The organism is Rhizobium sp. YTUHZ044, from assembly GCF_051123975.1.
Lineage (GTDB): Bacteria > Pseudomonadota > Alphaproteobacteria > Rhizobiales > Rhizobiaceae > Rhizobium.
Window position 1 is genome coordinate 1,352,382 of sequence record NZ_CP101426.1, and the last position, 20,729, is coordinate 1,373,110.

General features: G+C 59.7%; 20 protein-coding genes. 8 read left to right on the forward strand and 12 right to left on the reverse strand.

Annotated elements, in window-relative coordinates; translation table 11 throughout:
* Positions 1–8 precede the first annotated feature (8 nt).
* From nrdR to NL154_RS06675, 3 genes are read left to right on the forward strand one after another with little or no spacing between them, the layout of a single operon-like run.
* Positions 9–485: a transcriptional regulator NrdR gene (gene nrdR / locus NL154_RS06665; protein WP_003547190.1), complete on the forward strand. Its 477-nt coding sequence runs from the start codon at positions 9–11 to the stop codon at positions 483–485.
* Between the two features lie 3 nt (positions 486–488).
* Positions 489–1,619 carry a bifunctional diaminohydroxyphosphoribosylaminopyrimidine deaminase/5-amino-6-(5-phosphoribosylamino)uracil reductase RibD gene (gene ribD / locus NL154_RS06670; protein ID WP_221164546.1) on the forward strand — a complete coding sequence of 377 codons (1,131 nt, stop codon included), beginning with the start codon at positions 489–491 and terminating at the stop codon, positions 1,617–1,619.
* Complete coding sequence (locus NL154_RS06675; protein ID WP_210628366.1) at positions 1,619–2,248, forward strand: riboflavin synthase; 630 nt, start codon at positions 1,619–1,621, stop codon at positions 2,246–2,248. Before ribD ends, NL154_RS06675 begins: the two co-directional genes overlap by 1 nt.
* 92 nt (positions 2,249–2,340) lie before the next feature.
* On the opposite strand, the gene rfbA is transcribed toward NL154_RS06675, so the two are convergent.
* Genes rfbA through NL154_RS06700 form a run of 5 tightly spaced genes read right to left on the reverse strand, consistent with a single transcriptional unit; the run spans position 2,341 to position 7,736 of the window.
* Entirely contained in the window at positions 2,341–3,210 is an 870-nt protein-coding gene (gene rfbA / locus NL154_RS06680; protein ID WP_210628365.1) for a glucose-1-phosphate thymidylyltransferase RfbA, read from the reverse strand.
* A gap of 10 nt (positions 3,211–3,220) precedes the next feature.
* Positions 3,221–4,108, reverse strand: a complete 888-nt coding sequence (rfbD, locus tag NL154_RS06685; protein WP_221147283.1) for a dTDP-4-dehydrorhamnose reductase — start codon at positions 4,106–4,108, stop codon at positions 3,221–3,223.
* A 3-nt stretch (positions 4,109–4,111) separates the two neighbouring features.
* On the reverse strand, positions 4,112–5,167 hold the full coding sequence (gene rfbB / locus NL154_RS06690) for a dTDP-glucose 4,6-dehydratase (protein ID WP_210628363.1): 1,056 nt from the start codon (positions 5,165–5,167) through the stop codon (positions 4,112–4,114).
* Between the two features lie 6 nt (positions 5,168–5,173).
* Positions 5,174–5,752, reverse strand: coding sequence for a dTDP-4-dehydrorhamnose 3,5-epimerase (gene rfbC, locus NL154_RS06695; RefSeq protein WP_210628362.1), 579 nt, complete (start codon positions 5,750–5,752; stop codon positions 5,174–5,176).
* Positions 5,742–7,736, reverse strand: coding sequence for a glycosyltransferase family 1 protein (locus NL154_RS06700; protein ID WP_221147281.1), 1,995 nt, complete (start codon positions 7,734–7,736; stop codon positions 5,742–5,744). The genes rfbC and NL154_RS06700 overlap by 11 nt, the downstream gene beginning before the upstream one ends.
* 191 nt (positions 7,737–7,927) lie before the next feature.
* Here NL154_RS06700 and NL154_RS06705 point away from each other — a divergent pair, with 191 nt between their 5' ends.
* Positions 7,928–9,037: a DegT/DnrJ/EryC1/StrS family aminotransferase gene (locus NL154_RS06705; protein WP_434733818.1), complete on the forward strand. Its 1,110-nt coding sequence runs from the start codon at positions 7,928–7,930 to the stop codon at positions 9,035–9,037.
* 220 nt (positions 9,038–9,257) lie between these two features.
* On the opposite strand, the gene NL154_RS06710 is transcribed toward NL154_RS06705, so the two are convergent.
* From NL154_RS06710 to NL154_RS06740, 7 genes are all read right to left on the reverse strand, one after another.
* A complete protein-coding gene (locus NL154_RS06710) occupies positions 9,258–10,472 on the reverse strand; it encodes a Gfo/Idh/MocA family protein (RefSeq protein ID WP_434733819.1) in 1,215 nt (404 codons plus the stop codon).
* On the reverse strand, positions 10,469–11,650 hold the full coding sequence (locus tag NL154_RS06715; RefSeq protein WP_221155841.1) for an ATP-grasp domain-containing protein: 1,182 nt from the start codon (positions 11,648–11,650) through the stop codon (positions 10,469–10,471). The genes NL154_RS06710 and NL154_RS06715 overlap by 4 nt, the downstream gene beginning before the upstream one ends.
* Positions 11,651–11,858: 208 nt before the next feature.
* On the reverse strand, positions 11,859–14,231 hold the full coding sequence (locus tag NL154_RS06720) for a glycosyltransferase (RefSeq protein ID WP_434733820.1): 2,373 nt from the start codon (positions 14,229–14,231) through the stop codon (positions 11,859–11,861).
* A 113-nt stretch (positions 14,232–14,344) separates the two neighbouring features.
* Complete coding sequence (locus NL154_RS06725) at positions 14,345–15,241, reverse strand: glycosyltransferase family 2 protein (protein ID WP_210628356.1); 897 nt, start codon at positions 15,239–15,241, stop codon at positions 14,345–14,347.
* A gap of 292 nt (positions 15,242–15,533) precedes the next feature.
* Entirely contained in the window at positions 15,534–16,049 is a 516-nt protein-coding gene (locus NL154_RS06730; RefSeq protein ID WP_210628355.1) for a GNAT family N-acetyltransferase, read from the reverse strand.
* A gap of 23 nt (positions 16,050–16,072) precedes the next feature.
* On the reverse strand, positions 16,073–16,576 hold the full coding sequence (locus NL154_RS06735; protein ID WP_210628354.1) for a cupin domain-containing protein: 504 nt from the start codon (positions 16,574–16,576) through the stop codon (positions 16,073–16,075).
* 140 nt (positions 16,577–16,716) lie between these two features.
* The gene (locus NL154_RS06740) at positions 16,717–17,076 is read right to left on the reverse strand and encodes a hypothetical protein (protein ID WP_210628353.1); all 360 of its coding nucleotides are present in this window, start codon (positions 17,074–17,076) and stop codon (positions 16,717–16,719) included.
* Positions 17,077–17,207: 131 nt separating this feature from the next.
* Here NL154_RS06740 and NL154_RS06745 point away from each other — a divergent pair, with 131 nt between their 5' ends.
* The 4 genes from NL154_RS06745 to NL154_RS06760 all read left to right on the forward strand — a co-directional run bounded on the left by NL154_RS06745 (position 17,208) and on the right by NL154_RS06760 (position 20,699).
* Positions 17,208–17,375, forward strand: a complete 168-nt coding sequence (locus NL154_RS06745) for a hypothetical protein (RefSeq protein WP_210628352.1) — start codon at positions 17,208–17,210, stop codon at positions 17,373–17,375.
* A 46-nt stretch (positions 17,376–17,421) separates the two neighbouring features.
* Positions 17,422–17,877, forward strand: a complete 456-nt coding sequence (locus NL154_RS06750; RefSeq protein WP_011424856.1) for a 6,7-dimethyl-8-ribityllumazine synthase — start codon at positions 17,422–17,424, stop codon at positions 17,875–17,877.
* A 3-nt stretch (positions 17,878–17,880) separates the two neighbouring features.
* Entirely contained in the window at positions 17,881–18,363 is a 483-nt protein-coding gene (nusB, locus tag NL154_RS06755; RefSeq protein ID WP_064706868.1) for a transcription antitermination factor NusB, read from the forward strand.
* Positions 18,364–18,560: 197 nt separating this feature from the next.
* Positions 18,561–20,699, forward strand: a complete 2,139-nt coding sequence (locus NL154_RS06760) for a sodium-translocating pyrophosphatase (RefSeq protein ID WP_434733821.1) — start codon at positions 18,561–18,563, stop codon at positions 20,697–20,699.
* Positions 20,700–20,729 lie beyond the last annotated feature (30 nt).

The following is a 20,729-nucleotide window of genomic DNA, read 5'->3' on the forward strand; positions in this document are numbered from 1 at the left end:
GAGTAGCGATGCGCTGCCCCTATTGCGGTTCGGAAGATACCCAGGTCAAGGATTCGCGTCCGGCGGAGGACAACACGTCCATCCGCCGTCGGCGTATCTGTCCGGATTGCGGCGGCCGCTTCACCACCTTCGAGCGCGTCCAGCTGCGCGAGCTGATGGTCATCAAGAAGACTGGCCGCAAGGTGCCCTTCGATCGTGACAAACTGGTGCGCTCCTTCGAAGTGGCGCTCCGCAAACGCCCCGTCGAGCGGGATCGCATCGAGCGCGCCGTTTCCGGCATCGTCCGCCGGCTTGAGAGTTCCGGCGAGACGGAAATCTCCTCCGAGCAAATCGGCTTGCAGGTGCTGGAAGCCATGAAGAGCCTCGACGATGTCGGCTTCGTGCGTTACGCCTCGGTCTACCGGGATTTCTCGCTTGCCGAGGATTTCGAGAAGGTCATTTCCGAAATCAACGCCAAGATCGCCCGCGACCCGCTGGACAGATGAGCCATGAGAGTCTCGGCGGAGGACGAAGGTTTCATGGCGGCGGCGATCCGCCTATCGCGCCGGCATCTCGGCCGTACCGCCACCAACCCTTCCGTCGGCTGCCTGATCGTTCGTGACGGCGTCGTCGTCGGCAGTGCGGTCACGGCTCTCGGCGGCCGCCCGCACGCCGAGCCGCAGGCGCTCGCCGAAGCCGGCGAACTCGCCCGTGGCGCCACCGCTTATGTGACGCTCGAACCCTGCTCGCACCACGGTAAGACGCCACCTTGCGCAGAGGCGCTGATCGCCTATGGCATTGCCCGCGTTGTCGTCAGCGTCACCGATCCTGACCCGCGCGTCTCGGGCCGCGGCATCGCGATGCTGCGCAACGCCGGCATCGAGGTGACGCCAGGCGTGCTGGAAACAGAGGGCCGGCGCTCGCTGGCCGGCTATCTCACCCGCCAAACGAAGAACCGCCCCTATGTGACTCTCAAGCTTGCCGTTTCCGCCGATGGCATGATCGGCCGTGAGGGGAAGGGCCAAGTGGCGATCACAGGTCCGGAGGCCCGCGCTGAGGTTCAGGCGCTGCGCGCCGAAACCGACGCGATCCTCGTCGGCATCGGCACCGCGATAGCAGATGACCCGCTTTTGACGGTGCGCACGCCAGGCCTCGAAGCACAGTCGCCGATCCGCATCGTCCTTGATCCCGCGCTGGCATTGCCGTTGACGAGCAAGCTGGTTCAGACGGCGCGGGACGTGCCGGTGATTGTGGTGGCGAGGGAAGAGGTTTCGCCGTTGGGGGCGGATGCTGGGGCGCCGACCACTGACCCCGCCGACATGGACTCCCGCCGCACCGCGCTCGAAGCCGCCGGCGTCGAAATTGTCTACTGCAATCCTTATCACCCCGAGGTCCTGCTCCCGGCGCTTGCGACGCGGGGCATTTCTTCGCTTCTGGTCGAAGGCGGCGCAAAGACGGCGCGGCTATTCCTCGAAGCCGGTCTTGTCGACCACATCCAGCTCTATCAGGCGCCTGTCGCCCTCGGTGAGGGCGGTATTGAATCCCCGTTGCAGGCAACCGACATACCATCCGGTTTCATGCATATGAGCACGCGAATCTTTGGCGACGATCGCCTGGACGAGTATGAAAGAGGGCTTTGATGTTCACCGGAATAGTCACCGATGTCGGTATAGTAGAATCCGTTTCCCCCCTGAAGGAGGGCATCAAGCTGCGCGTCGCGACCGCTTATGATCCCTCCACCATCGATATGGGTGCATCCATCTCCCATTCCGGCATCTGCCTGACCGTGACCGGCCTGCCTGATGAAGGCAGCAATGGCCGCTGGTTCGAGGTGGAAGCTTGGGAAGAAGCGCTGCGGCTGACGACGATCGGCACCTGGCAAGAAGGAAGCCGCATCAATCTCGAGCGGTCGTTGAAGATCGGCGACGAGCTCGGCGGCCACATCGTTTCCGGCCATGTCGACGGCAAGGCGGAAATCCTCTCGGTGACATCGGAGGGTGACGCCACCCGCTATCGCCTGCGTGCGCCCGAACATCTGGCGAAATTCGTCGCCCCCAAGGGATCGATCGCACTGGACGGCACTTCGCTGACCGTCAATGCTGTCGACGGCACCGATTTCGATGTCCTGCTCATCCGCCACACGCTCGACGTCACCACCTGGGGTGAGCGCAAGGCCGGCGATTTTGTCAATTTCGAAGTCGACACCATGGCGCGTTACGCTGCCCGGCTGGCGGAATTTCCGAGTGCGCGAGAAGCCGGAAACGTCTGATCCATACGGACGAACGCATAACTGCGAAAATCGCGGTCGATTTTGCAGTTATGCGGGTTGAAAGGGACAGCGCGTCTGGCCGGCCAGACAGTTCACCAATCCGGGGACAGCTTCCGCAGGTACTGGCCGTAGGCACTCTTGCCGAGCTTCTCCGCGAGCTTGGCGAGTTCGGCCTGCGAGATGTAACCCATGCGCCAGGCGACTTCCTCGGGACACGCGATCTTGAAGCCCTGGCGTTTCTCCAGGGTGCTGACGAAACCCGCGGCATCGTGCAGGCTGTCCGGCGTGCCGGTGTCGAGCCAGGCATAGCCCCGGCCCATCAACTCCACGAATAGCTGGCCGCGCTCGAGATAGGTGCGGTTGACGTCGGTGATTTCCAATTCACCGCGCGGTGACGGCTTCAGGTTGGCGGCGATATCGACCACCTGCTGGTCGTAGAAATAGAGGCCGGTCACCGCCCAGTTCGATTTTGGCTCCTTCGGCTTCTCCTCGATCGACAGCGCATTCATCTTTTCGTCGAAGCCGACGACGCCATAGCGTTCCGGATCGGTGACATGATAGGCGAAAACTGTCGCGCCTTCGCGACGACTCGTGCCAGATTTCATGATTTCCGGCAAGCCGTGCCCGTAGAAGATGTTGTCGCCGAGAACGAGTGCCGAGCTGTCGCCGTGCACGAAGTCGGCGCCGATGATGAACGCCTGGGCGAGGCCGTCCGGGCTCGGCTGTACGGCATAGTTCAGCGAAATTCCCCATTGCGAGCCGTCGCCGAGAAGGCGCTTGAAGGCTTCGACGTCGTGAGGCGTGGTGATGATCAGCAACTCCCTGATGCCGGCGAGCATAAGCGTCGTCAGCGGATAGTAGATCATCGGCTTGTCGTAGACCGGCATCAACTGTTTCGAGACGGCCTCTGTGATCGGATGCAGACGTGTGCCTGTGCCGCCGGCGAGGATAATTCCCTTCATGCCAATCTCCTTAAAGACCTTTATTCAAAAGGTCTTGCATGACCACCATCATGGACTGCTTCCACTCCGGGAGTCGGATTCCATATGTTCTGGCGAGCTTGTCGCCGCTGAGACGCGAATTGGCGGGACGCATCGCCGCCGTCGGATAATCCGCCGTCGGGATGCGTTCGACCTCGACCTTTTTGCCGCCGGATTTATGAAGCTCCGCGAATATCTCTTCGGCGAAGTCCGCCCAGCTAGCTTCGCCGCTGCCGGTCAGGTGAAAGGTGCCGCGGAGCGATGGCGCAGGATCCGCTACGATGCGGGTTGCGATCGCAAGAATCGCGTCGGCGATGTCGAGTGCCGAGGTCGGGCATCCTGTCTGATCGGCGACAACGCGAAGATGATCGCGCGTCTCGGAAAGCCGCAGCATCGTTTTCAGGAAATTGGTGCCAAAGGGCGAATAGACCCAGGCAGTGCGCAAGATGACGTGGTTCGGGTTCACCGCCGCGACGGCCTTCTCGCCCGCGAGTTTCGAACGCCCATAGACGGAGATCGGCGCCGTGGCATCCTCTTCGGAATATGCGGAGGCCTTGTCGCCGCTGAAGACGTAGTCCGTCGAAATGTGGATCACCGGGACCTCGATCCGCGCGGCAGCCTCGGCAACCGCCCCGGCGCCGGTCGCGTTGACTGAGAAAGCAAGCTCGGCTTCGCTCTCGGCCTTGTCGACCGCCGTATAGGCGGCGGCCGAGACGATCAGATCTGGGCGCAGAGCCGAGAAGGCGGCCGCAATGCTTGTGGGATTCGCGAGGTCCATTTCCGGGCGCCCGACCGCACTGATGTCGACGTCCGTTTCGGCGCCACGTCTGAGCAGCGACTGAACGAGCTGGCCCTGTTTGCCGGTGACGGCAATGCGCATCGCTTATTGTCCTTTGAGAACGCCGAGGCGTTCGCCGGAGTAGACGTTCTCGCGCAGCGGCCTCCACCACCATTCGTTTTCCAAGTACCAGTGCACCGTCTTCTCGATGCCGGTTTCGAAAGTCTCTTGCGCCTTCCAGCCGAGTTCGCTTTCGAGCTTCGAGGCATCGATCGCATAGCGTGCGTCGTGTCCGGGCCTGTCCGTGACATTGGCGATCAGATGTGCATGAGGTGCTTTGTCAGCGTAGACGCTGTCGAGGATCGCGCAAATGCGATGAACGACATCGATGTTCCGGCGCTCATTGCGGCCGCCGACATTGTATTTTTCCCCAGGGCGTCCTCTGGATGCGATCGTGAAAAGCGCGCGGGCGTGGTCTTCGACATAGAGCCAGTCGCGAACATTCGCGCCATTGCCGTAAACCGGAAGAGGCTTGCTCTCTAATGCGTTCAGGATCATCAGCGGAATGAGCTTTTCCGGGAAATGGAACGGGCCGTAGTTGTTGGAGCAATTGGAGACGACGACGGGCAGGCCATAGGTGCGGTGCCAGGCGACCGCCAGGTGGTCGCTCGCGGCCTTGGAGGCGGAGTAGGGCGAGGACGGATCGTAAGGCGTCGTCTCCGCGAAGAGGCCCTCGTCGCCGAGCGAGCCGTAGACCTCGTCCGTCGAGACATGCAGAAAGCGGAAGGCGCTCTTGCTGCGCGCGTCCAGCCCGTCCCAATAGTGCCGCGCGGCATCCAGCAGGCTGAATGTGCCGACGATATTGGTCTGAATGAAATCGGCAGCGCCCGAGATCGAGCGGTCGACATGGCTCTCTGCGGCGAGATGCATGACGATATCAGGGCGGAAGGACGCGAATGCTTCCTGCATCCTGGCGTGGTCGCAGATATCGGCGCGCAGGAATTGATAGTTCGGCGCCGATTCGACGGATTTCAGCGATGCCATATTGCCGGCATAAGTCAGTGCGTCGACATTCAGCACCTCGGCGCCGATCTCGCTGACAAGATGGCGCACCAATGCCGATCCGATGAAGCCCGCTCCGCCCGTGACCAGTATGCGCATCGACGATCAATCCTTGGGTTGCTGTGTTGAATAAGAAAAATGGCTTGGCAGATCGGCGAGCCGCGGCAGTGTCTTGTCTTTGTCGGACGACACTATCTCTCTCTCATCGAACGGCCAGCGAATGCCGATCATCGGATCGTTCCACGCGATGCCCCGATCATGCTGCGGGCTGTAGGGTGCGGTTACCTTGTAGCTGATAACGCTGTTCGGCTCGATCGTTACAAATCCGTGCGCGAAACCGGCCGGTATCCAGAGCTGCTTGCCAGTTTCCGGCGAGAGTTCCTGAGAGAGCCATCTGCCGAAGCTCGGCGATCCCTCGCGGATATCGACGACGACATCCATGATCCGACCGGCAAGGCAGCGCACCAGTTTGCCCTGGGCAAAGGGCGGGATCTGGAAATGCAGCCCCCGGACGGTTCCAGCCTGCGCCGAAAGCGACTCATTGTCCTGGATGAACGTGACGTTGGCCACATTTTCCCGGAACCAGGCATCCTTGAATACCTCGGAGAAGTAGCCGCGGTGATCGCCGAAGCGTGGCGGCGTGATTGCAACAATGCCCTCGATGGCTGCGGTCTCAATGCGCATGACTTACCTTTTCTGCGGCCTTCATGACGCTCATCAGCATGTCCGCCTGCGAGCGGCTCCGCATGGCCGCAAGGCCAGTCGCGGCAGTGGCATCGCGCTCGTCTGCGTCTGCGATCAGCTTGTAGCAGCGGTCGATCATGTCGTCATAGCGCTCAATTGCCAAGCCGCCGATAAAGGGCTGGAGGTCTGGATCGCGGCTATCACCTTCCGTCAGCACGCAAACGCGATTGGCGAGCAGATAGGAAATACGCACGATCTCGAAAACGCCACTCGCATAATGATGGATGTTTATGACGATCTTGGCGCGGGCAATCGCCGCATCGCGTTCCGCACCATAGATGTTAAAGAGATGCGCGACCTTGAGCCCGCTGTCGTTCAACGTCTTCAGGATATGGTGGCGGCGTTCGTTCATCGAGCCGTAGAAGAGGACGTCGATATCCTTGACGGGGTTGTGCTGGATTTGGCTCAGGCAACCGCTGTAACCGATTTCGAGGACACCGGCGTGATCGATGCCCTTGGCGGCAAGGTTTTCGCGGTTGCGCGGGCTGTAGTCGAGCACCGGCATCGCCCTCAGGATCGACATATAGCGCGAATTGATCCAGCTGCTTTCCTCGGACACCTGCTCGAGGTTGATGATGACGCTGTCCTTCGGCAGATGGGCGGCGATTTCGGCGGGGAGAAGATTGCCGCCGTAGATGATCGGCGCACGGCCTGCGAACGCGTTCATGTCGCGGACGATCGGTGCCGAGCCGCCGAGTTCCTCGAAGGCGCCTTGCAGGCCGAGCGCGACTTCGTCGAAGGCGTGGCTGTGATTGTAGTTTTCGGGCGTCACGATCCAGATGCAGTGACGGTCCTTGTGCGCCTGCCATCCGCCGGCAAAGGGCTGCAGCGGGTTGCGGAGCGGCTGCTCGATTTTCGGCGCGGCTGATATAGCGGGCCTTTCCATCCGTATCGGCTGCTGCGGCGTCGGGGTGGCGCCTGATGCCTGCGGAGCATAGGCGCGCATCAATTCGCGGCCGCCGATGAACTGGCCGCGCGGCATCCAGGCGGGCGGATCATCAGCCATCCAGATCAGATGCGGCTGCTTGATGAGCGGCTGGCGGCCTTCCTGCCACGAGGTCAGGAGCGCCTCGTCAAGGCTCTTCAGAAAGGCTTCCTTGGCGGCGAAGAGCCCATGCAGCAGACGGCCGAGGCGGATACCAAATTTCCATTCGAAATCGGCAAGGGCCGGCACGAAGGCGGCGATTTTCAATCCGGAGGCGGCAGCCTGCTGGACATAAAGCCCGAGCAGGCGCTCGATCACGAAGGGGCGCATCTTCGCATTGGCATCGCGCGAATAGTGAGCCGTGCCGGCATAGGCAGTACCCGCCGGCGTGCCGGCACGCGCTTGGTGTTCCAGCGATTCGAGAATGCGTTCGCAAAAGGCGAAATACCCGGACCAGAATTTCCGGTTGCCGCAGAAATAGTTGCAGAACGCGAAGGCAGTCTTGTCCTGAGGCGGCGCGATCGGATAGCCGAGGTTCTGGATATGCAGGAAGATCGGGTCCATGCCGGGATGACCGCCAAGCAGCGAATGTTCCCAAACGTTGCTGTAGATCGCCGCGTGGCCGATCAGCGGATTGTAAAGATAGGCGTCCGCACCTTCTGCCCTGGCCTTTTCCGCCTCCGTGACAAAGGACGGGAAGCTCGTCACCGACTTCATCTCGAATTTGCTGGAGAGCAGCCCCCAGAATACGTCGTCGCCGAGGCCGATCGCCTCGTGATGCTGATACAGGGTGCGGAAGAGTTCATATTCGCGGGTCGTGGCCTGCGTATTGAACGAGATATCGAGCGGCATGGCCGCTGCGTCGATCTGGCTGCGTTGCGAAGGGTCGAGATAAGGTTGATAGATAATGACAGATCCCGTCCCGGCAGCTTTCTCCGTGAGAAGCGCCAGATCAGGAAGACCGGCCGGCAAAGAAGAAATGGGCTGATTGATCGTCAAGGTATCGTCCTTCGCGAATGGCTGCCGTCTTCGTGATTCACGATACGGCATTCGTATGGGGGTCGACTATTGGACGTGAAGCTTGCGCCACACTGTTGACAGGAATTTCGCTGGTCAGCTTCGCAACAGGTTAAGCCCTGATGTTCGTACCAGGCCCATTTCCGAGATAGGGCCCAACCCTGGACGGCGTCATGAAAAACGAAAAGATCTACGTAACGAAGCCCAGCCTGCCGCCGCTTGAAGAATTCATTCCTTCGCTTGAAGCGATCTGGAGCAATCGCATCCTGACCAATGGCGGGCCGTTCCATGAGCAACTTGAGCAGGAGCTCTGCAATCATCTCGGCGTGAAGCACATCAGCCTCTTTTCAAACGCTACCGTTGCGCTGCTGACGGCGCTTCAGGCGCTCCGCGTCACGGGCGAAGTCATCACCACGCCTTATTCCTTCGTGGCCACTTCGCATTCGCTTCTCTGGAACGGCTTAAAGCCCGTCTTCGTCGACATCGACCCGGTGACCCTCAATCTCGATCCAGCGAAGATCGAGGCGGCGATCACACAGCAGACGACGGCGATCATGCCGGTGCATTGCTACGGCCACCCTTGCGACGTCGATGCGATCCAGAAGATCGCCGATCTCTACAATCTCAAGATCATCTATGATGCCGCCCATGCCTTCGGCGTGGAAGACGAACGGGGAAGCGTTCTCAATCACGGCGACCTCTCCATCCTGAGCTTCCATGCGACGAAGGTTTTCAACACATTCGAAGGCGGAGCCATCATCTGCCCGGACATCAAGACGAAGACCCGCATCGACCAGCTGAAGAACTTCGGTTACGTCGATGAAGTGACCGTGGTGGCGCCGGGCACGAACGGCAAGATGAGCGAGTTCAACGCTGCGCTCGGCCTGTTGCAGCTGAAATACATCAAGTTTGCACTCGAAAGGCGGGAGCTCATCGACGGTTTATACCGCGAGCGGCTCCGCGGCGTTGCGGGCATTGAATGCCTGGACCGTTCCGGCGAGACCGTCTCCAACTTCTCTTATTTCCCGATCCTCGTCCGCGCTGGCTATCCCATTTCACGCGACGGGCTCTACGAGTTACTGAAGGAAAACGGCATTCATCCGCGCCGCTATTTCTATCCGCTGATTTCAAGCTTCTCGATGTATCGCAGCCTGCCTTCCGCCCAGCCGTCGAACCTGCCGGTCGCAAGCGAAGCAGCACTACAGGTGCTCTGCCTTCCTATCTATCCGGACATGGAGATGGAGATCGTCGACAAGGTCTGCGGGCTGATCCAGTCGGTTTAAAACACGATCTTCCGGATGTCATGTCGCACCGCAGATAGAAACGATCTGCTGTGCGGTATCCCTCGCCAATAGGCCAGGCGGCCTCCCTTGTCAGCAGGATTTGGAACGCGGGCTCGGCCTGCCAAACAAGAAATTGCGAAACCGCGCATGCAGCCGGCAACTCACAAGAAAACGGCGTGACCATCGATCACGCCGTTTTCTTTATCCTGTAGACGACAGATTAGAGTGCCAGTTGCGGAGCCTGGATTTCGAGCCGCTCTGTCACAGGGCGCCGTACGCCCCGCGGCTCAATTTCGATCCAGCGCTTTTCCAGCCGCGAGCATTCGATCGCTTCCAGCAGCCGCAGTCCTTCTTCCGCCTCATCGAGCCCGAGCACATAGGGATGGGGCAAGCGTGCGCTATTGGTCTTGCGCTGCAGGAGGGCGTCCGCAAGGTCGGCATAATAATTCGCGAAGGCTTCGATGAAGCCCGAAGGATGACCCGCCTTGAACCGCTCATAGCGGCTAGCGTTGGCGATCATGATATCCGGGCTGGCGCGATCGAGGATCTGCTTGCGGCCGTTGCGGTCGTAGAAATGGGCAACTTCGGGGGTTTCCTGAAGCCATTCGATTGATGCCTTGGAGCCATAGAGCCGCACACGCAGGCCGTTGCGTTGCCCGAGGGCTGTCTTGCCGTACCACATGCTGCAATGCAGGCCGCCGGCGCATCGCACGAGCGCCTGCACATTGTCGAGCACCTGCGGGAAGTTGCCGAAACTCTGGCTGGTCGCGCAGACTTCTTCCGGCTCTCGCTGGGTAAGAAAATGAAGCAACGAGTGCACATGAACGCCGAGATCGAGCGAAACCGTCGGCACGGGACCGTCGCGCAAGCGCCAATCTTGTGGCGTCATCGGTGTCCCGTCGCGGCGGAAACGGAGGAAGCTCTCCTGCGGCATCTCCATATGGATCTGCTGCAATTCGCCGAAAACACCATGCTCGACCATGCCACGGATTTCGCGGAGCATGGGGTATCCCGTGTAATTGTAGGTTACGGCCAAAAAGGTCCCATTACTGCGCGCATTGTCGATCGTGCGCGTCTCGGCGCTCGAACCGGCAAGGGCCTTTTCCGAGATCACCGGAATACCCGCCTCGAGTGCGCCGACAACCTGCTTCATATGCTGCTGCGTCGGCGTAAGCACGACGAGAGCATCGATGTTGCCGGCTTCTTTCGATAGCAAAGTATCGAAGTCGCCATGGCAGCGCTCCGGTGAAATGCGGTACTGTTCCGCCGTCTCGCGATTGATCTCCTCATGGCGGCTGAAGCAGCCAGCGACAAGATCGAATTTCTGATCAAGCTCGATTGCATCCCGATGAGCGCGGCCTACAGCAGAATTGACGGCGCCGCCCAGAAACGCGAGGCGCAGCTTTTCCGGTACTCCTTGGCTTGATCGGCTCATGCGAAGTCTCCTTGCATCGTTTGGAGCGAAATGAAGGTCTTGAAATCCGGCACCACCTTCAGCATCTCGTCTCGCGTCTCGAAGCGGGCGTAGAGGATGGCCAGCTTGTCGAACGGTGCCGAATTCATCGGCTTGCCGGTGGTCTTGAGTTGCGCGATGCGGACATCGGATGATGGAATGGAATGTGAGAAGGAAAACGGCGTCGAGGGCGTGTCAGAGGTGATGGTGTGGCGCCCAAAAAACAGCGGCGGTTTGAAGCGCGGATTGACCGAAAATTCCTCGCCCAGCAGCAGCGTTATGACGAGGTCGGCATAATCGATGCCGAGAGACTGATCGACAAGTGAGCCGTAAAGATCACCCGGGCAGCGTCGCATGCATTCGACGATCCAGACATCGTCGCCATTTGACAGGAACTGCGTATGGATGAGGCCGTCCTGCAGTCCGAGCAGCTTGACGACACGCGCCATAATGGCACGCGTCTTCGAACGAACAGTTTCGGAGAGCCGCGATGGATGATTCGATGAATCGACCTGGTATGGGTAGATTGTGCAATATTCGTCGACGAAGACGTCGAAGACGATTTCCTGATCCTTGATGAAGGCGGAATGGCTGTGCAGGCTGCCTTCGACGAATTCCTCTATCACGATCTCCGCCGCGCGCGAGTTGCGCCGGGCGTCGGCGACGGCGTCGGTAAGTTCTGTCCTGTCGAAAACCTTCGTGACGCCACGACCGCTGAAACTGTCGCTTGGCTTCACAAGCAGCGGATAGCGCAGTGCGCCGGTCTCGACCGGCGAGTCGCCATGCAGGCGCACCGAACGTGGGGCAGGGATATCGTACTGCTCGGTGAAGCTGCGGAACGCCTGCTTCGTGTGAATGATGGTCGCGGTTTCCATGGAATCGAAGCGCGGGAATCCGAGCTTTTCGGCGACGAAGGTGGTCGACATATAGGCAACGTCGTTGCCGGTCGGCACGATGAAATCGAAATCGCCGTTCTCGACGAGGGAGAGCAACACGGTCGGATCGCTGTAGTCGATGAAATGCGACTGATCCGCATGCGCGTGGCAGGGCTCATCCGGCCGGTTTCCGCACACGGAAATATGCAGGCCGCGCCTCTTCAGGGCAAATAGAAGGGGAACTGCGCTGAAGTTGCTGCCGACCAGCAATGCTCTCTTGGTCATTCTCAAATCCCTCCCACATCCCCTGACGAGTTAGGGGCGTTGCGCATCAAACCGCTGGAGCTGCAGATCAACAGCTCTCTTCCATCCGCTTGCGGTGTTCAAAGACTCGAAAACGGACGCGGTGATCAAAATCATAAGCTGCGGGCGTTTCCCGAGGCTTGCTGATCGAGGCGGTTGACTTCCTATCGCTTCGATCAGAGTTTCAGCGCTACAGGATGACTTTCTGCAGAATCCGCTGGGGGCTTATGCCGAGGGCCTCAATCTGATCATAGATTTCCGGCGCGCTTTGCACGGCGCCGATCATGATCGGCAGGTCATCCGACAGGGCGGAATGAGGGGCGCGCACTTCGATGCCGCCGAGCCTCTGGCCGATCATTTCGGGGCGCGGATCTATGAAATAGGCGATCTTGCTCGTTTTGAAGAACTGCGACTTGCGGCGAATGATCTGAGCTTGTCCGCCAATCCCCCAAACCACAACGCCCTTAGGATGGACCGGCTCGAATGCCGTCTCCAGCACCGAAGGTTCCAACTTGGATTTCAGCAATTCCAGAGTATCCGGCGTAACCGTCAAGATCCGCTGCCAGACGAGATCGTCAAGGAATATGAGACGCGCGCCGCGAACTCTCAGCAGATGGTGAAGTTCTACGATCGACACTAACTGCTCATCGGTCACGCGATCCGTTTTGAAATCGCAGCTGATTTGGAAGTTGCAATCGGTCAAGCCATTCTCGACGATCAGGTCGGCATATTGCCGGAGTTCGTCCGAGGAGCTGTTTTCCGGCAAGAGAATATATTTTATGACGACGTTGCGCGAAGAGCAGGCAGCATAGCGGCGGAGGTTTTCGAATACTCGCTCGAAATGTTTGTACTTGCGAATCTCGTTGAAATTCTTGCTGTTTCCGGCGTCGATGCTGGTAACGATATGAGCCTGATCCTTCCGGAGAAGGTCTGCAAGGGGCTCCGAATACATTGTCGCGTTGGTGATGACGCGCTGCTTAACATTGGAAATGCCCTCAGCCAGTTTGCTGAGCAGCTCGTCGAAGCGCGGCTCGACCGTCGGTTCGCCGCCGCCCCAGACGATATATTCCATGTTCTCGAGGGCCTTGGCATCCTTTAACGTGTCAATAAATGCGCCCGCATCATAAGCAGGCTTCTTGCCGCCAAAATACGTCTCGCTGCAATAGGTGCAGCGCATGTTGCAAAGCGAGTGATGCTCGAAGGAAAGATACTTGACGCCCTGATTGAGCGGCCGCCCCCAATCCTCGAATTTCAAGAAGGGACAACCGCGGCATTCATCTGAGTTGTCTCGGTTGATCTCGAGGAACAGGGCATCCTTTGCCTGCTTGATATCGCCGTAGGTGAACTCGAAGTCCTTGCCGTTACCGCCAAAAAGAACCACATCGCCTTTCAGCTCGCCTTCATAGGTGAAGCGCTTGCAGCAGGTGCGCACCTCGCCGGGTCCGAGCAGAATGGAATGATGAAGGTCGTAGCAGCTCCAGAGCTTCGGCGCGATTTCCGCGAAGACTTTCAGCATATCTTCGGTCGTATCGCCTTTTTCCATGCCGTTCATGAAGGCATCGAAGGTGATCCGGTATTTGGTGCGGAAGCCGGATGGCGGAACCGGCAGGGGATAGACGATCTCGGCAAGCTTCATTGAGCGCACGACACGGTCGTGAAGCGTGGAGAGGATCTTGCCGGCATCCTCGAGCTTGACCACCTTGCCGGGCAGCAGCCTGAGCAGGCGAGACGCGGTCACGTTGATGATGCCCGTCAGGAAAGGATTTTTCAGGTCAGGCCACATAGGCGTGTCCGCCACGAGCGCATGCATGGCGTCGAGCGCATCGAAGAAGCCGTCGACGTGACGGGTGCTGAGAGAATTGACGATTGAGCCCTGTGTATCGAGCTTGCGGTAGATCTGCCGGTCGAGACTCTTGACCGAACGCGCGCGCATCAGCGCGTGAAACATGTAATCGACGTCCTCGTGAAGGCCGCCCCGGAACATGATGTTGTTGTCGAGGAGGAAACGGCGGCGGAACAGATGGAAGATGACTGATCGATCAACACGATCCTGAAGATAATCCGCCAGCCTGTCGGCGCCCTCGACTCGGGCGAGATCCTCGCGGATGCTGGCTTTCAGGCTATTGCCGGTTTCTGCGTCATGAAGGCTGGAGTTGAACGCGAGGATATCCGTGAGGTCTTCGACGGATGCTTGAAGCATCTCCAGAAAGTTGTTCTCGACGACGTCGTCGGCATCGACAAAGCAAATCCATTCGCCTTTTGCTCTGAGTACCCCTGCATTCCTGGCGATACCGGGTCCGCCGTTGCCGTCGAGGCGCAGGACACTAACGTTATTATGCCCACGAGCTATCTCTTCGGCTTTAGCGATCGTGTCGTCCGCCGAGCAATCGTCGACGACAATAATTTCAAATGCCGTCTGCCCCTGCTGACTTAATAGGCTCTGCAGGCATCGCCCAATGACGTTTGATGCGTTGAAGGCGGGGACGACGACGGAAAAAGACGCCTGCACGATCTGCTCGCGTCCGCCGATACCCGCCATTGTAGCATCCATCAACTGCATCATTTGAAATCCTCTGCCTGCATGATCGCTCCATGTCGACCATCAATTAAATCGTGAGAATTGTGCGAAACCTGCGGGTACCGCGAAGCTCGCCGGAATCGAGCGGCCCCAAACCGCTACGCGCTCCATCGCCCGGTATCATCAAGCAGTGTGCTCAGGCGAGCGATCCTCGCCTCAAGTTCCGGAAAGGCGGCGCGCCAATACTGGTAGACATTGATCAGATTGCGATAGGAGACCGGCAAATCCTGCGGGCTGAGGAAGCCGTTGGCGTGCGCATAATTCAGAATGTCTTCGTAAAAGATGATGGCGTAGATGAAGATCGGGTTCGTGGTATGGTTTGATTTGGAATTGGAATGTTGCCGGAAATAGGAAAGCGGGTGCGGATGGGCGACGAATGCGCCTTCCTTGGCGAGCTCCATCCAGCCTGAGAGATCAAGAAGGCCGCGGAAGATACCGTTTTCCGGTCTGAAAAGCCGGAACTCGCCGTTCTCATCGAAGCAGTCCGCCTTGCGCATCATCACGGTCGAATATTCGCCGATAAGGTTGAGGTGATGCATGGCTGTCAAGCGGATGAAATCCCGGCCTTCGATGACCTTTAAACCCTGGGCAACCTGGAAATGGTTGATCAGGTTGATGAAATTGTTCCTCTCGTCGATCACATGCCGCGGTGAAAAGGCAAGTTTCGTCCCTCTGCCGCGCGTTGCCTCCAGCGCTTCAAGAAGAAACTGCACGCAGAAAGGGCTAAGCACATCGTCATCGAACAGAAATTTGATGTATTCGCCCTCGGCGAGACCGGCGAGCCTCATGATATTGGTGTATTCGCCGGGATGGGGATTGCGGCTATAAGTAATGAGGCTGGAATACCGTGAACAGATTGCCTCGATGGCGTCCGTCGGGCAATCGTCCGAGACGATGATCTCGACATCCGTATAGCTTTGCGCGATTGCACTCTTCAGGGTGAGTTCAAAGAAATCAGGCTTGTAGGCCGGTATACAGATCGACACGCGCGGCAAATGTTTCTCCCCTTGAAACGCTTTTCTCCAGCCTCAGCCGGCGAAAGCGGTGATCGCCTCGCCGGAGGACCGAAGCAGACGGCTTGCCATCACCATAGAACTCGGGCGTTACGCGAGGCTTGCGCGGAAGGACAGGCAAAATCGGCAAAAGACGCCGCGGATCTCGCCAGATAGATAAATGATTGCTGGGAGAAAGGTGGCACGCCCTCGGGCATTCGCAACTCCGCGTTCCACGAGCATTGGGCCTGCGCGGTGGACTCTCTGCGTTGCGTTCCCCGCTTGGCTGAATTCCCTAACGCGAAAACTGAATGATCTCGCCGTTGTACTGCGTGCGCGTGGTCTCGCGGAAACCGAGCTTGGCCGCGACCCGCAGCGAGGCGTAGTTCTCGGGACTGATGATGCAGCTCATCGGCTGTCCCGGAAAATGCGCCTCCGCCCAGCCGATCAGAGCCGTCAGCGCCTCTGTGGCATAACCGCGGCCGTGGGCTGCGGGCAACAGCGCCCAGCCGATCTCCATCGTTCCCTCGATCGACGGTTCCATATCGCGCCGGGCTTCGAGGAAACCAGCTTCGCCGATGAACCTGCCGCTTTCCTTTTCCACGATGGCCAGAAAGCCGAAACCCATATGGTGCCACATGCCGGCGATGCGCAGCATGCGGCTCCAGCTCTGCTCGCGTGTCGACGGCGCGCCGGTAATGAAGCGAACGACGGTTTCATCCGCCCACAGCGCCGCATGCGCCTCGAAATCGTCGAGGCGGTGAGGGCGAAGCGTCAGCCGCTCCGTTTCTAGGGTGGGGATGTCGATCACGATAGGTCCTTGGGGTATCGCGTTCAGGCGCCGGGCTCGCCGTCCCAATAGTCGAGATCGCCTTCAGTCTTTCCGATATGGCGGAAGCGCCCGGTTTCTGTCGCCTCCCTGTTGGTCTTGGCAAGGAACTTTCCGGAATCGGGATATTCGACGATTTCGGTTTTCGCCATCGTCGAAATGCCGAGATAGACGAGCGTGGTTGTGCCGGTATTGATAAGCTGATGCGCCGTTTCCGGCCCGCCCGCGGGTGCGCCGAGTACGTCGCCCGCCCGGACCGGATGGCGCTCGCTGCCGAAGCGGTATTCGCCGGCGCCTGCGATCACGTAGAACAACTCGTCCTCGACGTGGTGATTGTGGAAAGGGCAGCTCGATTTGCCGGATGGCACCTCATTGTAGCTGATGCCGAGGCCCGCAAGGCCGAGCAGCGCGCCGAACGAGACGTCGGCGCCTTCGTAGAACTCGCCCTGTTTCCAGTGGTCGAGCTTGAGATCAGCGATATTGATGATCGCTTTCGATTCCGCCGCCATGATGTCCTCCTGTTGCAGGAAGAGAAGCTATCATCTTGCCGGAAAATTCAATGGCAATCGCGCGCTGACCCGGGAAAATCCTCGGCATGGGCGGAGAGGAGAACGCCGCCCATGCTTCGAGCTTGCAACAGGTTGTGATCTCAGCGGACGTAGAAAGTCACGCTTCCGTCCGCCGCCTGTTCGGCGTTGACGATGTTGCGTACATCGACGCCCTCATTGTTCAGACGGTGTGCAAGCGATCTGTTGGCATGGATCGAGGCCTGGATTCCGTGTATCGCCTGGCCGGAACGTTCCGGGGCCGAGCGCGGACCTGTCGTCTCGTCGTCGAGATTGTGCCAGTTTCGGACCTGCTCGACATTGAAGTCATTGCCCCGGAAGGTCCTGAGCGTCTGCTCGATGCCCTGGGCGGAGTTCATTCTGAAGCTCTCGGCCCGACTGACGCCGGCAAAAGCGAGTGAGGAGAGGGCTGCGGCGATGGTTATTGTGACAACGCGGTTCATGATTTAATCCTTTCATCTGCTTTGACGGTCGGCTGTCGTGCAGGGGATCGTCTGCGTCACGAGATGGAATTGGCGTTGTCACTTTCGCGATTCAATGGGATAAGTACCTGAAAAAGAATTAAAAATTCGTCATGAAAACCGCCTTCGAATTGCCGTTTTCCACGCCCCCGGAAAAGCGGATTTCGAAGGCTTGGCAGGCTCGGCAGGGACGGTGCGGCTATCCCGCTGTCGATATTTCCTCTTTCGCTTTTGCAGCACTGGCCGAAAGTGCTTGCCATTCTGATGAAGGCATGTTTTGACCGCGGGCTGTCGAGTGGAAAAATTCCCGCCAACCGAAGGTAAACAATGTCGAGAGAGACCGCTCCCCATATTTTGATCGTCGAGGCCCGCTTCTATGACGACATGGCCGACGCGCTGCTCGAAGGCGCGACCTTTGCGCTCGAACAAGCCGGCGCCACCTATGAGGTTGTCACCGTTCCCGGCGCGTTGGAAATTCCGGCAGCGATTGCCATGGCGCTCGATGGGGACGACAATGGCGGCACGCATTATGACGGCTATGTCGCTCTCGGCATGGTCATTCGCGGCGAGACCTATCATTTCGATATCGTATCGAACGAATCCTCGCGCGCGCTGATGGATCTCGCGGTCAGCGAATCCCTTGCCATCGGCAACGGCATCCTGACCGTCGAAAATGACGAACAAGCTTGGGCGCGCGCCCGCCGTTCGGACAAGGACAAGGGCGGGTTTGCCGCCCGCGCGGCTCTGACGATGATCGCGCTGAAGCAGAAACTGGGTGCATAACGAATGAACGACGACAAGACGGAACGGCCGGTCAAGACTGCGAACCAGCGGGGCGCTGCCCGCCTGGCGGCCGTTCAGGCGCTTTATCAGATGGATGTCGGCGGCACCGGCGTTCTGGAAATCGTCGCCGAATACGAGGCGCACCGCCTCGGTCAGGAACTCGACGGCGCCACCTATCTGAAGGCCGATGCCGCCTGGTTCCGCTCCATCGTCTCCGGCGTCGTGCGTGATCAGGTTCGTCTCGACCCCCTGATTGCCGCGGCATTGCAGGATGATTGGGCGCTGTCGCGCCTCGATAGCACGGTGCGGGCCATCCTGCGTGCCGGCGTTTTCGAACTCCTCGATCGCAAGGACGTCCCGGTGGCGGTCATCGTCACCGAATATGTCGAGATCGCTCGAGCCTTTTTCGATGACGACGAGCCGAAGCTCGTTAATGCCGTGCTCGACCGCATCGCCAAGCAGGTCCGCGGCGAGGCGAAGAAGTAACTCTTTAGCCGCCGAACAATCTCCCTACGTCTTTCTTCGTACCGCAATGGTTTTCGGCCTTTGCGGGCTTGACGCCACGTGATCGACCACGCAATCTCCGCACCGCTTAGCTGTGCATTTCTGTGGAGAGGAAGGCGAGTCGGCGGCGTATCTGCCGGAGAAGGAGTGAGCTCCGGCCTATGGGAGGAAAGAGCGAAATGACCATTCTTTTATGCGTAATCGCATCCGGTCTGCTCTCGGTGGTCTATGCCGCCTGGGCAACCCGGTCGGTGCTTGCCGCCGATCAGGGCAACAGCCGGATGCAGGAGATCGCGGGCTACATCCGCGAGGGCGCCCAAGCCTACCTGACGCGTCAATATAGAACCATTGCGCTTGTCGGCGTCGTTGTTTTCATCGCAGCCTGGCTGCTTCTCTCCGCCACTGCCGCCGTCGGTTTCCTGATCGGCGCCGTTCTGTCAGGTGCTGCCGGTTTCATCGGCATGCACGTCTCCGTCCGCGCCAACGTGCGCACCGCCCAGGCGGCGTCCGCCAGCCTTTCCGCCGGTCTCGACATCGCCTTCAAGTCGGGCGCCATCACCGGCATGCTGGTGGCGGGCCTCGCGCTGCTCGGCGTCTCCATCTACTATACGATATTGACAGTCGGGCTCGGACACGAGAGCGGCTCGCGCGAAGTCATCGACGCGCTGGTGGCGCTCGGCTTCGGCGCCTCGCTGATCTCGATCTTCGCCCGTCTCGGGGGCGGCATCTTCACCAAGGGCGCCGATGTCGGCGGCGACCTCGTCGGCAAGGTGGAGGCCGGTATCCCCGAAGACGATCCGCGCAACCCGGCGACGATTGCCGATAACGTCGGCGACAATGTCGGCGACTGCGCCGGCATGGCGGCCGACCTGTTCGAGACCTATGCCGTCTCGGTCGTCGCCACCATGGTTCTCGCCGCGATCTTCTTTGCCGGCGCGCCGATCCTTCAATCAGCAATGGTCTATCCGCTGGCGATCTGCGCTGCCTGCATCATCACCTCGATCATCGGCACGTTCTTCGTCAAGCTCGGCTCGAACGGCTCGATCATGGGTGCGCTGTACAAGGGCCTCATCGTCACCGGCCTGCTGTCGATTGTCGGTCTCGGCGCCGCCACCTCGCTGACCGTCGGCTGGGGCTCGCTTGGCACGGTCGCCGGCGCCGACGTCACCGGTACCAACCTCTTTGTCTGCGGTCTCGTCGGCCTCGTCGTCACCGCGCTGATCGTCGTCATTACCGAATACTATACCGGCACCGGCAAACGCCCCGTCGTTTCGATCGCCCAGTCTTCGGTGACCGGTCACGGCACCAACGTCATCCAGGGCCTGGCAGTCTCGCTCGAATCGACCGCTCTGCCGGCCATAGTCATCGTCGGCGGTATTCTGGCCACCTATCAGCTCGGCGGCCTTTTCGGCACCGGTATCGCCGTCACCGCCATGCTCGGCCTCGCCGGTATGATCGTCGCCCTCGATGCCTTCGGTCCGGTCACCGACAATGCCGGCGGCATCGCCGAAATGTCCCATCTGCCGCCGGAAGTGCGCAAGTCGACCGACGCGCTCGACGCCGTCGGCAACACCACCAAAGCGGTCACCAAGGGCTACGCGATCGGTTCGGCCGGTCTCGGCGCACTGGTGCTTTTTGCCGCCTACGCCAACGACCTGCGGTATTTCGCGGCTCATGGCGACCAATATCCCTATTTCGCCAATATCGGCGAAATCTCGTTCGAGCTGTCGAACCCTTACGTCGTCGCCGGCCTGCTTTTCGGCGGCATGATTCCCTATCTGTTCGGCGGCATCGCCATGACAGCCGTCGGCCGCGCCGCCGGCTCGATCGTCGAGGAGGTTCGCCGGCAGTTCAAGATGAAGCCCGGCATCATGCAAGGCACGGAAAAGCCGGATTACGGCAAGGCCGTCGACTTGCTGACCAAGGCCGCCATCCGCGAGATGATCGTGCCTTCGCTGCTGCCGGTGCTCGCCCCCGTCGTCGTCTATTTCGGTGTGCTTCTGATCTCCGGCTCGAAGGCCTCGGCCTTTGCCGCCCTCGGCGCATCGCTGCTCGGCGTCATCATCAACGGTCTCTTCGTCGCCATCTCGATGACCTCGGGCGGCGGCGCCTGGGACAATGCCAAGAAGAGCTTCGAGGACGGTTTCGTCGACAAGGACGGCGTGCGTCACATGAAGGGCTCGGATGCACACAAGGCCTCCGTCACCGGCGATACCGTCGGCGATCCCTACAAGGATACAGCCGGCCCCGCCGTCAACCCGGCAATCAAGATCACCAATATCGTCGCGCTGCTGTTGCTGGCCGTTCTCGCCGGTTGATGGTCCAAGCACCGCGGTGCGCCGCGGATG

Bases quoted from the DNA above. Each gene is read 5' to 3' on its own strand.
- NL154_RS06715 (WP_221155841.1), bottom strand. From the start codon at position 11,650: ATGACCAAGAGAGCATTGCTGGTCGGCAGCAACTTCAGCGCAGTTCCC.
- nusB (WP_064706868.1), top strand. From the start codon at position 17,881: ATGAACGACGACAAGACGGAACGGCCGGTCAAGACTGCGAACCAGCGG.
- NL154_RS06675 (WP_210628366.1), top strand. From the start codon at position 1,619: ATGTTCACCGGAATAGTCACCGATGTCGGTATAGTAGAATCCGTTTCC.
- NL154_RS06735 (WP_210628354.1), bottom strand. From the start codon at position 16,576: ATGGCGGCGGAATCGAAAGCGATCATCAATATCGCTGATCTCAAGCTC.
- nrdR (WP_003547190.1), top strand. From the start codon at position 9: ATGCGCTGCCCCTATTGCGGTTCGGAAGATACCCAGGTCAAGGATTCG.
- rfbC (WP_210628362.1), bottom strand. From the start codon at position 5,752: ATGCGCATTGAGACCGCAGCCATCGAGGGCATTGTTGCAATCACGCCG.
- NL154_RS06745 (WP_210628352.1), top strand. From the start codon at position 17,208: ATGAAAACCGCCTTCGAATTGCCGTTTTCCACGCCCCCGGAAAAGCGG.
- NL154_RS06760 (WP_434733821.1), top strand. From the start codon at position 18,561: ATGACCATTCTTTTATGCGTAATCGCATCCGGTCTGCTCTCGGTGGTC.
- rfbB (WP_210628363.1), bottom strand. From the start codon at position 5,167: ATGCGCATACTGGTCACGGGCGGAGCGGGCTTCATCGGATCGGCATTG.
- NL154_RS06705 (WP_434733818.1), top strand. From the start codon at position 7,928: ATGAAAAACGAAAAGATCTACGTAACGAAGCCCAGCCTGCCGCCGCTT.
- NL154_RS06740 (WP_210628353.1), bottom strand. From the start codon at position 17,076: ATGAACCGCGTTGTCACAATAACCATCGCCGCAGCCCTCTCCTCACTC.
- NL154_RS06720 (WP_434733820.1), bottom strand. From the start codon at position 14,231: ATGATGCAGTTGATGGATGCTACAATGGCGGGTATCGGCGGACGCGAG.
- ribD (WP_221164546.1), top strand. From the start codon at position 489: ATGAGAGTCTCGGCGGAGGACGAAGGTTTCATGGCGGCGGCGATCCGC.
- rfbA (WP_210628365.1), bottom strand. From the start codon at position 3,210: ATGAAGGGAATTATCCTCGCCGGCGGCACAGGCACACGTCTGCATCCG.
- rfbD (WP_221147283.1), bottom strand. From the start codon at position 4,108: ATGCGCATTGCCGTCACCGGCAAACAGGGCCAGCTCGTTCAGTCGCTG.
- NL154_RS06750 (WP_011424856.1), top strand. From the start codon at position 17,422: ATGTCGAGAGAGACCGCTCCCCATATTTTGATCGTCGAGGCCCGCTTC.
- NL154_RS06710 (WP_434733819.1), bottom strand. From the start codon at position 10,472: ATGAGCCGATCAAGCCAAGGAGTACCGGAAAAGCTGCGCCTCGCGTTT.